General features: G+C 76.4%; 3 protein-coding genes. 2 read left to right on the top strand and 1 reads right to left on the bottom strand.

Annotated elements, in window-relative coordinates:
* Positions 1-23 precede the first annotated feature (23 nt).
* Positions 24-10979 (top strand): amino acid adenylation domain-containing protein, encoded by a 10956-nt coding sequence (locus VM636_RS28110; RefSeq protein WP_338485956.1) that lies wholly within the window; start codon positions 24-26, stop codon positions 10977-10979.
* Positions 10966-12666, top strand: a complete 1701-nt coding sequence (locus VM636_RS28115) for an ABC transporter ATP-binding protein (RefSeq protein ID WP_053913112.1) — start codon at positions 10966-10968, stop codon at positions 12664-12666. Before VM636_RS28110 ends, VM636_RS28115 begins: the two co-directional genes overlap by 14 nt.
* 37 nt (positions 12667-12703) lie before the next feature.
* Here VM636_RS28115 and VM636_RS28120 read toward each other — a convergent pair whose 3' ends face one another.
* Positions 12704-13834, bottom strand: a complete 1131-nt coding sequence (locus VM636_RS28120) for an alpha/beta hydrolase-fold protein (RefSeq protein ID WP_338485957.1) — start codon at positions 13832-13834, stop codon at positions 12704-12706.
* Between the last annotated feature and the right edge of the window lie 101 nt (positions 13835-13935).

A 13935-nucleotide genomic window follows, 5' to 3' on the forward strand; every position in this document is an offset into this window, starting at 1 on the left:
CCCGGAGGGGTGTGGAGTCTCCCATGAGGCAACCGACCGACCGACACGTACGGCTTTCACCCGCCCGCCTGGACGGCGTCCGCCGCCGGGCCGGCGACTACGACGACCGGACCATCACCCGGGCCTGCGCCGCCGCGCTCGCCCACTGGGCGCACGGCGACAGCCCCGAGGGCATCGACCTCACCCCCGGCACCCTGTTCGCCGACGTCCTCGGCTGGGCCCACCACGGCGGCGCGGACCACGCCCCGGACACCGGCGGCGACGGCCTCGACATCCCCGTGCCCGAGGGCGTCGACCCCGCCGAGGCCCAGCTCGCCCTGGACGACCTCGCCGACTTCCCCGACCGGCCCCTCGGCACCATCGCCCCCTGCGACGCGGCCCGGCGGCTCGCCGACCTCGCCGCCTGGAACGACACCGACGCCGAGCGCGAACGCCCCACCCTCGTCGAGATGTTCCGCGCCCAGGCCGAGGCGCGGCCCGACGCCGTCGCCCTCGTCGACGAGCACCGCACCCTGACCTACCGCGAGACGGACACCCTCTCCGCCCAGCTCGCCCACCACCTGCTCGCCCGCGGGCTCCGCCCCGAACAGGTCGTCGGCGTCTCCCTGGACCGCAGCGCCGACCTGGTGATCGGCCTGCTCGCGGTGCTCCGCGCGGGCGGCGCATTCGTCCCGCTCGACCCGTGCTGGCCCGCCGCCCGCCGGGCCGCCGTCATCGAGGACGCCCGCGTCGTCCTCCAGCTCAACGCCACCGGCGACCACGCCCCGGACGAGCCCGAGGCCGCCGCCGTCGACCTCGCCGACTGGCGCTACGCCGACCGGCCCGCCGAAGGCCCCGGCCTCCCGATCCCCGGCGCCGCGCTCGCCTACGTCATCTTCACCTCCGGCTCCACCGGCCGGCCCAAGGGCGCCATGATCCGCCACGAGGCGATCAGCGAACGCCTGCTGTGGCAGGCCGGGGAGATCCTGCGCTTCGGCCCCGACGACGCCTCCCTCTTCAAGGCGCCCCTGTCCTTCGACATCTCCGTCAACGAGATCTTCCTGCCCCTGGTGCGCGGCGGACGCCTGGTCGTCCTGCGCCCCGGCGGCGAACGCGACCCGCACCACCTGCTCGGCGTCATCGCCGAGCACCGCGTCACCTTCACCTACCTCGTCTCCTCCATGCTCGACGTCCTGCTCGAACTCGTCGGCGACACCGGGCGCCTGGACAGCCTGCGCCACGTGTGGTGCGGCGGCGAGGTGCTCACCCCCGAGCTGTACGCACGCTTCCGCGCCCGGCTCGGCATCCCCCTCTACCACGGCTACGGCCCCGCCGAGACGACCATCGGCGTCTCCCACGTCGTCTACCGGGGCGCGGCCGAACGCCTGTCGACCTCCATCGGCCGCGCCAACCCCAACACCCGGCTCTACGTCCTCGACGACGAACTGCGCCCCGTCCCCGTCGGCGTCGGCGGCGAACTGTACGCGGGCGGCTTCCTGCTCGGCCGCGGCTACGTCAACGCGCCCGCCCTCACCGCCGCCCGCTTCGTCGCCGACCCCTTCGCCGCCGACGGCTCCCGCCTCTACCGCACCGGCGACCTCGCCCGCTGGGCCCCGGACGGCTCGCTGGACTTCCTCGGCCGGGCCGACAACCAGGTCAAGATCCGCGGCATGCGGCTGGAGATCGAGGACGTCGAGTCGGGCCTGACCGAACACCCCGGCGTCCGGCACGCCTGCGTCGTCGCCCGGACGAACACCGCCGGCGGCACCTACCTCGTGGGCTACGTCATCCCGGCGTCCGGCGCCGAGGGGCTGCGCGCCGAGGACGTCACCGACTGGGCCGCCGGGCACATGGTCGCGTACATGGTGCCCGCCCACATCGTCGTGATGGACGCCTTCCCGCTCACCGCCCACGGCAAGCTGGACCGCGCCGCGCTCCCCGAACCGGTGGCCGCCGACGAGGCCGCGGCCCCGCCCGCCACCGAGGAGGAGCGCCTGGTGTGCGAGGCGGTCGCCGCGGTGCTGCGCCTCGACCGGGTCGGCGCCGACCAGGACTTCTTCCGCCTCGGCGGCGACAGCATCCTCGCCATCTCCCTGCTCGGCGCCCTGCGCGCGGCCGGACTGCACGTCACCGTACGGCAGATCCTCACCCACACCGTGGTCCGCGAACTGGCGGCGGTGGCGAGCCGCGAGGAGGTCGCCCCCGGCGACCCCGGCGACGTCCCCGCCGGCGAGATCACCGGCTCGGCCGTCGTGCGCTGGCTCGGCGAGACCACCGACGCCGTCGACGGCTTCGTCCAGTCCCTGGTGCTCAACACCCCCGCCGGACTCACCGCCGGCGCCCTCGACACCGTCCTGGCCGCCGTCGTCGCCCGCCACGACATGCTCCGCGCCCGCCTGGTGCGCGGCGAGCACTGGGGATTCCACGTGCCCGAGAAGGGGACGCCCCCCGGTCCGCTGTGGCAGGAGAGCGACGCCCCCCTCGACACCTGCGTCGCCCTCGCCACCGAGGCGCTGGACCCCGACGCCGGCGTGATGCTGCGCGCCGTCTGGCGCCCCGCCGCCCGCCAACTCGTCCTCGTCGCCCACCACGTGGTCGTCGACGGCGTCTCCTGGCACATCCTCACCGACGATCTGGCCACCGCCTGGCGGCAGTTCGTCTCCGGCTCGCCGGTCTCCCCGCCCCCGGTGGGCACCTCGTTCCGCCGCTGGACCCAGCTCCTGGCCCGCACGCCCCTGGACGCGCACGCCGATGCCTTCCGCCGCTCCCGGCACCTGCCGGACGCCCTCCTGGGCCGCCGCCCCCTCGCCGCCTCCGACACCGTCGCCCGGGAACGGCTGCGCACCGTGCGCGTCGCTCCCGCCGCGACGGCCGCGCTGCTCGGGGAGGTCCCGGCCCGCTTCCACGCCCGGGTCAACGACGTCCTGCTGACCGCGCTCGCCGTGGCCCTCGCCCGGCTGCGCCGCGACCTCGGCCAGGACCAGACCCACGCCCACATCGAACTGGAGGGCCACGGCCGCGAGCCCCAGCTCGTCGCCCCCGGCGCCGGCTTCGCACCCGACCTCTCCCGCACCGTCGGCTGGTTCACCACGCTGTTCCCGGTGACCGTGGACCCCGGTACGGCCACCGACCCCACCGAGCCCGCCCACCTGGCCGCCGCCCTCAAGGCGGTCAAGGAGGACCTCGCCGCGGTACCGGGCAACGGCCTGCCCTACGGCGTCCTGCGCCACGTGCACGGCGTCGCCTTCGACACCCCCGCACCCCAGGTCCTCTTCAACTACCTCGGCCGCCACGACGCCGGCGGCACGGAGGAGTGGCGCCCCGCCGGCAGCACCCGCCACCTGGGCGAGCGCCGCGACCCCCGGATGCGCCTGCCGCGCGCCCTGGAGTTCAACGCGATCGCCGAACCCGCCCCCGGCGGCGGCTACGAGCTGGTCACCACCGTCTCCTGGCCCGACGGCCTCTTCACCGAGGAGGACATCACCGCCCTCACCGGCTCCTACCACCAGGCCCTCACCGGACTCGCCGCCCTCGACGGCGGCGGCCACACCCCCAGCGACTTCCCCGCCGTCCGCCTCACGCAGGCCGACGTCGACGCCCTCGACGGACCCGCCCTGCGCGACATCCTGCCGCTGACACCCCTCCAGGAGGGCCTGTACTTCCACTCGGTGTACGACGGCGACGCCACCGGCAGCTACGTCGAACAGCAACTCCTCACCCTGGAGGGCGAACCGGACGCCGGGCGCCTCGCCGCGGCGGCCACCCGCCTGCTCACCGTCCACCCCGGCCTCGCCGCCCGCTTCGTCCCGCTCGCCGACGGCCGGGTGGTCTCCGTCCTGGAGGACGGCGCCGAGGCGCCCTTCACCGTCCTGGACCGTCCCGGCATCACCGACGCAGAACTGCGCGAACTCGCCGAACGCGACCGGCGGGCCGGCTTCGACCCCGCCGTCGGCCCCCTCATGCGCTACACCCTGGTCCGGGCCGGCTCCGGCCGCCACGTCCTCGTCCAGACCGTCCACCACATCGTCGCCGACGGCTGGTCCGTACCGCCCATGCTGCGCACCCTGCTGGCCGAGTACCACGCCCCCGGCAGCACCCTGCCCGACGGGGGCTTCGCCGCGCACGCGCGCCGGCTCGCCCTCGCCGACGACGCCGAGAGCGACCGCTTCTGGCGCGGACGGCTGGCCGGCCTGCCCGGCCCCTGTCTGGTGGCCGAGGACCACACCCCCTGCGACCGGTTCGCCGACGTCACCGTCGAGGCGGGGGAGGAGACGGCCGGGGACGATACCGACATCGACGCCGCCGCCCGCTCGGCCGGCGTACCGCTCAGCGCCGCCGTGCACGGCGCCTGGGCCCTCACCCTGGGCGGCATCCTGCACCGCACGGACGTCGTCTTCGGCTCCACCGTCTCCGGCCGCGACGCCGACGTGCCCGGCATCGAGGACATGGTCGGACTCTTCATCAACACCCTTCCCGTCCGCGTCCGCTGGACCGCCACGACCACCGCGGGCGACCTGCTCGCCTCGGTACGCGAGCACCAGCGCGCCGTCCTCGCCCACCAGCACGTCTCCCTCGCCCGCGTCGGCCGGCTGGCCGGCGGCGGGCCCCTCTTCGACACGCTCGTCGTCTTCGACGTCGCCACCGACCCGGCCACCCTCCGCGCACCCGGCGACACCCTGGCCATCACCCACATCGCCAACGAGGGCGCCCCCCACTACCCGCTCACCCTCGTCGTGGAACGCACCCCCGAGGGCCGCCCCCGCTTCCGGCTCATCCACGACGCCGCCCTGCTGCGCGAGAGCGGCGCCCGCGCCCTGCTGCGCACCTTCACCCGCACCCTCACCGGGCTGCTCGCCCGGCCCGGCGGCCCCGCCGCCGAGGCGGCCCGCGACGAGGAGACCCCGGCACCCGCGCGGACCGCGCCGGCCACCCTGGGCACGCTGTTCGACGCCGCCGCCCGCCGCGACCCGCAGGCCACCGCCGTCACCCAGTGCGCCCTCGACGGCACCACCCGCTCCCTGACCTACGGCGAGCTGGCGGCGGAGAGGGACCGCCTGGTCCGGGCCCTCGCCGCGGCCGGCACCGGCCCCGGCGAGCGGGTCGCCGTCGCCCTCCCGCGCTCGCTGGAACAGGTCGTCGCCCTGGTCGCCGTCGTCGGCGCGGGCGGCGCCTACCTGCCGCTGGACCTCGCCTACCCCGACGAGCGGCTGGAGTACGTCCTCACCGACGCCGCGCCGCGGGTCGTCCTCGTCGACCCGGCCCACCGCGACCGCTTCGCCGGGCTCCTGGCCCGCGCCGGATCGCCCGCCCGCCTCCTCGTCCCCGGCGAGGGCCCCGACGGCGAGGCCCCGGACGGCGCCGCCGCCCCGCCCGCACCGGCGCGCGAGGCCGGCCCGCGGGACGCCGCCTACGTCATCTACACCTCCGGTTCGACCGGCCGCCCCAAGGGCGTCGTCGTCCCGCACTCCAGCGTCGTGACCCTGCTGGAGCGGACCCGGCCCGTGATGGACTTCGGGCCGCGGGACGTGTGGGTGCAGTTCCACTCCGCGTCCTTCGACTTCGCCGTCTGGGAACTGTGGGGCGCCCTGCTGCACGGCGCCGAACTCCTCGTCCCCGAGTACGCGCTGACCCGCTCCCCGGCCGACTTCCACCGCCTGGTCCGCGACCGCGGCGTCACCGTCCTCAACCAGACCCCGTCCGCCTTCCACCAGTTCGCCGAGGCCGACCGGCTCGCCCCCGGCCCGGCCCGCGCCCTGCGCCGGATCATCTTCGGCGGGGAACCGCTGGACCCGCGGCGGCTGCGCGGCTGGGTGGAACGGCACGGCACCCGCTCGCCCGAGCTGGTGAACATGTACGGCATCACCGAGACCACCGTCCACGTCACCCACCGCGTCCTGACCGACGAGGACTTCGCCTCCGGCGGCGCGGCCAGCCCCATCGGCGGGCCCCTCCCCGGCCTCGTCACCCACCTGCTCGACGAGCGGCTGCGGCCGGTGCCGCCGGGCCGCGAGGGCGCCATCTACGTCTCCGGCGACCAGGTCGCCCTCGGCTACCTGGCCCGGCCCGGACTGACCGCCTCCCGGTTCGTCGCCGACCCCTTCGCCGGCGACGGCTCCCGCATGTACCACACGGGCGACCTCGCCCGCCGCACCCTCGACGGCGAGCTGGAGTTCACCCGCCGCGCCGACGACCAGGTGCAACTGCACGGCTTCCGCGTCGAACTCGGCGAGGTGGAGACCGCGATCCGGCAGGTCGACGGCGTGGCCGACGCGGCCGTCGTGGTCGCCGGCAGCGGCGACCACCTCGTCGCGCACGTCGTCGGACGCGTCCCCGGCGACCTCACCGACCGGCTCACCGCCAAGCTGCCCCGGCACATGGTGCCCGCCCGCGTCCTGCCCGCCGACGCCCTGCCGCTCACCGTCAACGGCAAACTCGACCGCCGGGCACTCACCGAACGCGCCGCCGCCGACACCCCCCGCACCACCGCCGCCGACGCGCCGTCCGCCGCCCCCGGCGCCGATGCCCTCGACGCCCTGGTCGGCGTCTTCGCCGCCGCGCTGCCCGGCACCGACGTCGGCCCCGGCACCGACTTCTTCGCCGCCGGCGGCGACAGCATCGTCGCCATCGGCCTGATCAACCGGGCCCGCGCCCTCGGCCTGCCCATCGCCCCCCGCGACGTCTTCCTGCACCGCACCCCGCGCGCCCTCGCCGCCCACCTGGCCCGCAGCGCCCCGGCCCCCGCACCGCGGGCGTCCGCCCCCGCCGGGGACGGCCCCCTCGCCCCGACGCCGATCATCCTGCGCCGGCGCGAACTCGGCGGCCCCCTGGCCCGCTTCGCCCAGGCCCGCACCCTCACCACCCCCGAGGGCACCGCACTCGCCGACGTCCGGCGCGCGGCCGACGCCCTCCTCGCCGCCCACCCCGCGCTCCGGCTGCGGCTGGCCACCGACCACGGCGTGTGGACCCTGCGCACCGATCCGGCCGGCCCCGCCACCGTCGTCCACGACGACACCGCCGACCCGCAGAGCGCCGCCGAGGAGGCCGCCGACCGCCTCGACCCCACCACCGGGCACACCGCCGCCTTCACCTGGCTCCCCGGGAGCCGTACCCTCGTGGTCACCGTCCACCACCTCGCCGTCGACGCGGTGTCCTGGGTGATCCTCCTCGACGACCTCGCCGCCGCCCTCGACGGCGCCGCCCCGCCCCCGGCCACCACCCCGTACGCCGCCTACGCCGCCGCCCTCGCCGACCCGGCCGGCCACCCCGTCGCCGACCTCGGGCGCTGGATCACCACCCTCGCCGCGCCCGCCCCGCTGCCCCCGGCCCGGGGGCTGCGCGAGACCACCGTCGTCCTTCCGCCCCCGGCCGCCCACACCGTCATCCGCACCGCGCCCGCCGCGCTCGGCCTCGGCGTGACCGAACTGCTCTGCGGAGCCCTGCGCACCGCCCTCACCCGCATCCAGCCCGACCCCACCGACCTCGCCGTCGACCTGGAACGGCACGGCCGCGTCCCGGCCCGGCCCGACCACGACTACACGCGCACCGTCGGCTGGTTCACCGCCATCGCCCCCCTGCGCCTGACCGCGCACACCGACCCCGTCGCCGCCGCGCGCGAGGCCGCCGACCGCATGCCCGACGAGCGCGCACACGCCGGCTACGGCCGCCTCAGGTACCTCGACCCGCAGACCGCGCCGCTGCTCACCGCCCGCCCCCAGGTGCTCCTCAACTACCTCGGCCGGGCCACCGAGGACCGCGCCCTGCACCTCGCGGGAGCCGGCCAGGAGAGCCCGTACGCCGTCGAGGTCAACGCCTGGACCGACACCGGGACGGGCGGCCTGCACGCCTCCTTCACCCTCGCCGAGGGCGTTCCCGACGAGATCACCGGCCACTGGCTGCACGCCCTGGAACGGCTCGCGGCGGCCGCCGCGACCGCCGTGCGCACCGCACCGGTCACCCCGCTCCAGCGCGGCCTGTACTTCCAGGCCCAGATGACCGGCCGGGCCGCGCAGTACGTGGCCCAGAGCTACTTCGCCTTCGACCGGCGCCTGGACCCCGACGCGCTCGCCGAGGCGGCGGCCCGGCTGACCGCCCGGCACCCCGTCGTCGGCGCCGGCTTCACCACCGGCGACGACGGCGACCCGGTCCAGGTCCTCCGCGCCGGCCTCCGGGTCCCCGTGCGCACCGTCGACCTCGCCGCCGACGCCGAGGTCGAGGAGTTGCGCGCCCGGGACCGGGACACCGGCTTCGACGCGGGCGAGCCGCCGCTGCTGCGGCTGACCGTGGTCCGCCGGCCCGACGGCCGCGACGGACTGCTCCTCAGCCACCACCTGCTGCTGTGGGACGGCTGGTCCCGCGAGATCGTGCTGCGGGACCTCTTCGACGCCTACCAGGACGTCCTCGACGGGCGGCCCCCGCGGCCCGGCCCGGCCACGCCCGGTTTCGAGGAGTACGCGCGGGACCTCGCCGCCCGCGACACCGGCCCCGCCGAGCGGTTCTGGGCCCGGCACCTGGCCGGGCTGCCCGGCCCGACCCTGCTCGCCGGACCCGCGCCCACCCTCGACGAGGGTCCCCCGCACGCCCACGTCCGCACCCTCGACGCCCGGCGGTCGGACCGGCTGCGAGAGGCCGCCCGCGCCCACGGCGTCACCCTCAACACCCTCCTGACCGGCGCCTTCGGTCTGCTGCTGGCCGCCCGTACCGGCCGCGCCGACGCCGTGTTCGGCGTGACCGTCTCCGGCCGTGAGGGCGAGGGCCTGTCCGGCCTCGTCGGCGTCCTCCTGAACACCGTGCCCCAGTGGACCCGGGCCCGGCCCGACGCCACCCCCGGCACGTACCTCGCCGAGGTGCAGGCCGCCCGCGTCGAGGCGATGGACCACGAACACCTCGGGCTCGGCGAGATCCAGCGCGCCGGCGGCCACGACACCCTCTTCGACAACCTGTTCGTGTACCAGAACTTCCTCGACCACGACGCGTTCGACGCGATGAACACCCGGCACGGCATCACCTCGGTGACGGCCGACGACTCCACCCACTACCCCTTCACCTGGGTCGTCACCCCCGGCGAACGGCTCGTCGTCAAGCTGGAGCACCGCGACGGCGACGACGCCGCGGCCCGCCGCCTCCTCGACGACTACCTCCGCGTCCTGGACGACCTGGCCCACCGGGACGGCCCGCTCGGCACCCTGCCCGGTCCCGCCCCCCGGCCCGAGCCCGCGCCGCGCACCGACTTCGGCACGGACACCGTCGTGGACCGCTTCGACCGGGCCGCCGACCGCGCCCCCGACCGCACCGCCCTCGTCGCCCACGGGGCCACCCTCACGTTCGCCGGACTGCGCGACCGCAGCCGGGAGCTGGCCGGGGTCCTCGCCGGGCGCGGCATCGGCCCCGAGACCACCGTCGGCCTCGCCGTCCCCCGCTCCCTCGACTCGATCGTGGCGCTCTTCGCCGTGCTGAGGGTCGGCGCCGCCTACGTACCGCTGGAACTCGACCACCCCGACGAGCGGATCGCCGCGATCGTCGACGACGCCCGTCCCGAGGTCGTCCTGACGGTCTCCGGGGTGGCGCCCCGGCTGACCGGGGACCTCGTCGAACTGGACCGGCCGCTGCCCGCGGCCGAGCCGTACACGACCTTCGCCCCCGACGACCCGGACCGGTTGCGCCACCCCGCGTACACCCTCTACACCTCCGGCTCCACCGGCCGGCCCAAGGGCGTCGTCACCGAGTACGCCGGGCTCACCAACATGCTCGTCAACCACCAGCGCCGGATCTTCGCACCGGTGCTCGCCGACCACGGACACCGGGTCTTCCGGATCGCCCACACCGTCTCGTTCGCCTTCGACATGTCCTGGGAGGAACTGCTGTGGCTGGCCGACGGCCACGAGGTGCACATCTGCGACGAGGAACTGCGCCGGGACGCCCCGCGGCTGGTCGCCTACTGCCGTGAACACGCCATCGACGTCGTCAACGTGACCCCGACCTACGCCCAGCAGCTCGTCGCCGAGGGGCTCCTCGACGACCCGGACCGGCGGCCGGCGCTCGTCCTGCTCGGCGGCGAGGCCGTCACCCCGGCGCTGTGGCGGCGGCTCGCGGAGACCGAGGGCACGGCGGGCTACAACCTGTACGGACCCACCGAGTACACGATCAACGCCCTCGGCGCCGGCACCTTCGAGTGCGCCGACCCGGTGGTGGGCGTGCCCATCGACAACACCGACGCGTACGTCCTCGACCCCTGGCTGCGTCCCGTGCCGGACGGCGTGGCGGGGGAGCTGTACGTGGCCGGCGCCGGCCTCGCCCGCGGCTACCTCGGCCGCCCGGGGCTGACCGCGGAGCGCTTCGTCGCCGCCCCCTTCGGCCCGCCCGGCGCGCGGGTGTACCGCACCGGCGACCTCGTCGTCCGCCGCCCCGACGGACACCTGACGTACCTCGGCCGCACCGACCGGCAGGTCAAGATCCGCGGGCACCGGGTCGAACCCGGCGAGGTGGAGGCCGCGTTCGCCGCGCACCCGGCGGTGCGCTTCGCCGCCGCGGTCGCCCGGCCCGACCCGGACGCCGAGGGCACCCTCCGGCTCGCCGCGTACCTGGTGCTGGACGGCGCCGACCTGGCCACGGTCGCCGCCGAGGTCTGCGCCGCCCTGCCCGACTTCCTGCGCCCGAGCCTCTACGCCGAGGTGGAGGCGATCCCGCTCACCGTCAACGGCAAGGCCGACACCGGGGCGCTGCCGCCGGCCCGGCCGCTCGGCGCGCTGTCCACCGACGGCGAGCGCGGACCGCGCACCCCCACCGAACGCCGGGTGTGCGAGTGTTTCGCCGAGGCGCTGGACCTCGACGACGACGAGGTGAGCGCGGTCGGCGACTTCGTCGCCCTCGGAGGGCACTCCATGCTGGCGGTGCGGCTGACCGGCCTGCTCCGCCGCGCGTACGGACCCGTGATCACCATCCGCGACCTGCTGACCCTGCGAACCCCGGAAGCGATTGCCCGCCATCTCGATGACCACGCCTGACACCCAGCGCCCCCTCCGGGGGGCCCACATCCTGCGCACCGCGCTGCGCCGCAACATCAAGGCCATGGCCGGGGGCACGTTCCTCATGGGCCTGTACCAGGCGGGGGAGACGGCCTTCCCCATCGCCCTGGGCCTGATCGTGGAGCACACGATGCGGGACCGCGGCCCCCGCTCCCTCGGCCTGTCGATCGCCGCCCTGGCGGTGATCATCACGACGGTCTCGTACTCCTGGCGGTTCGGCATGCGCGTCCTGCAGAAGGCCAACACCACGGAGGCGCACCGCTGGCGGGTGCGGGTCGCCTCCGCCTCCCTCCAGCCGGTCGCCCGGGACACCGGCCTTAAGTCCGGCGAGGTGCTGACCATCGCCACCGAGGACGCCGACCAGACCGCCGACATCATCGAGGTGGTGCCGCTGCTCATCAGCTCGCTCGTCGCGGTGGCGGTCGCCGCGGTCGCCCTCGGCCTGGCCAGCGTCCACCTCGGGCTGCTGGTCATCGTGGGCACCGTGGCCATCCTGTCGGTCCTGAGCGTCATGTCACGGCGCATCGGCGACAGCACCCGCGAGCAGCAGGCGCGGGTGGCCAGGGCGGGCGCCAAGGTCGCCGACCTGATCACGGGGCTGCGCCCGCTGCACGGCTTCGGCGGCAACCACGCGGCGTTCCGCTCCTACCGCCGGGTCAGCACGGAGGCGAGGCGGCAGGCGGTGACCGTCGCCGGGGTGAACGGGGTGTACGCGGGCACCGCGCTCGCCCTCAACGCCGCCCTGGCCGCCGCCGTCACGCTGACCGCGGGCCGGCTCGCCTTCCGCGGCGACATCACCCTCGGCGAACTCGTCATGGCCGTCGGACTCGCCCAGTTCATCATCGAACCGCTGAAGCTCTTCTCGGAGATGCCCAAGTACGTGATGACCGCGCGCGCCTCCGCCGACCGGATGGCGCTGGTGCTGGCCGCCCCGCCCGTCACCGTCCCCGGCACCGGCAGGCCCCCCGAGGGCGGGGACCTGGAACTGGACCGAGTCCGCCACGGCGCCCTGCGCGACCTGACGTTCCGGGTGCGCGCGGGCGAGTTCGTCGCCGTCGCCGCCCACCAGCCGCGTGCGGCGGCCGACCTCGCGGCGGTGCTCGCGCTGCGCGTGCCGCCAAAGGCGTACGGGGGAGCGGTGCGGGTCGGCGGGCGGGAACTGGCCGGCCTGTCGGTGGCGGGCGTCCGCGAGCACCTGCTGGTCAACCCGTACGACGGGGAGATCTTCGCGGGCACCCTGCGCTCCAACATCGACCCCTCGGGCACCAGCGGTTCGGTGCCCGAGGCGGTCGAGGCGTCCCTGCTGACCGACGTCGTGGCCCTGCACCGGGCGGGGCTCGACCACGAGGTGCGCGACCGGGGCGCCAACCTCTCCGGCGGCCAGCGCCAGCGGCTCTCGCTGGCCCGCGCCCTGGCCGCCGACACCGACGTCCTCGTGCTGCACGACCCGACGACCGCCGTCGACGCGGTGACCGAGCAGTTGATCGCCCGGAACGTGGCCAAGCTGCGCCGGGGCCGCACCACCCTCGTCCTCACGAGCAGCCCCGCGCTCCTGGACGCCGCCGACCGGGTCCTGGTCCTGGACGAGGGCACGATCACCGCCGAGGGCACCCACCGCGACCTCTTGGCCCGCGACGACGCCTACCGCCGCGCCGTGGCCCGGTAGCGTCGGGCCCGGCCGCGCCGTCGGGGCCGGTGTCCGGTCAGCGGCCCGGCGCGGGCGGCGCGTCCGGCCCGTCCGGCGCGGCGAGGGTCCAGGCGACGTCCCGCAGCAGGGCCTGGCGCCACCCCGCCCGGTCGTGGTCCGAGGCCGAGCGTGAGACCCGTACCGTCGCGCCGGCCCATTCGGTCAGCGTCTCGACCAGCTCGCAGTGCGGCAGCATCCGCCGCTCGTGTTCCCCGACGTCGAAGGCGATCCGCAGCCCGGAGAGGTCCGCGCCCGCGCGCAGCCGCCCGGCGAGGGCGCCGCCGGGCGGGCCGCCCAGCGGGTCCGCCGCCCGTCCGGCACCGGGCGCCCACCAGAAGGAGCCCGACTGGCAGGCGACCCGCGTCACGAGCGCGGGGAACTCCAGGGCCGCGTACAGGGCGCTGAGCCCGCCGAGGCTCTGCCCGGCGACGACGAGCCGGCCCGGGTCGGCGGGCACGCCGGACGCGGCCACCAGCGGCAGCAGTTCGTCGCGGACCGCCTCCCACAGCTCCGGCCGGCCGGCGAACTCGGCCTCGCGGTCCCGGGCCGGGAGGAGGACGAGGGTCACCGGCGGCATCTCGCCCGCCGCGTGGGCCGCGTCGAAGGCGGTGGCCGCCGGATGCAGGTACAGCCAGTCGTCCCCGTCGAGCAGCAGCACCACCGGCCCGCCGCCGCCCACCGGATGGACCCGTACGGTACGCCGCCCGCCGAGCCGCCCGCCCGTCCAGCGCAGCCGGGTCCGCGGCAGCGGCAGGACGGCGTCCGGGCCGAGGTCCGGCCAGTGCGGCTGGGCCGGCGCGTCCGGGGTCGCGGCGACGGACCGGTCACCGCCGGCGCCGGCCGGGTTGAACGGGTCGGCGTGCCCCGCGTCCCCCGCCAGGAACCGGTAGGTCACCCGCAGCCGGGCCGGCATGCGCACCCGCGCGTACCAGCAGTCGGTTTCCCCGAAGCGGCGCAGCGGCACCGGCCCCGACCAGCTCTCGAACTCCAGGGTCGCCGGGGAGCCCCGCCACAGGAACAGCGTCGTCCAGCCGCCCCCCTCGGCGGGCACCGACACGGGTCCGCCCGCGGCGGCCCAGAAGGCGTCGGTGCCCGGCGCACCGGACAGCCCGAACGCGGCGAACGCGGTTCTCCCCTCCAGGCGCACGGACGTCTCCTCGCGGCACACGGCACACACGGACGGCCCACAGGTAAGGTGAGCCTCACCTCATCATGTCACCGCGGGGGCGTGGGGTGAAGCCCGGCCCG

This window comes from Streptomyces sp. SCSIO 75703, assembly GCF_036607905.1.
In the GTDB taxonomy this organism is placed as follows: domain Bacteria; phylum Actinomycetota; class Actinomycetes; order Streptomycetales; family Streptomycetaceae; genus Streptomyces.

Coding starts and splice junctions, on each gene's coding strand:
- VM636_RS28110 (WP_338485956.1), top strand. CDS start 24: ATGAGGCAACCGACCGACCGACACGTACGGCTTTCACCCGCCCGCCTG.
- VM636_RS28115 (WP_053913112.1), top strand. CDS start 10,966: ATGACCACGCCTGACACCCAGCGCCCCCTCCGGGGGGCCCACATCCTG.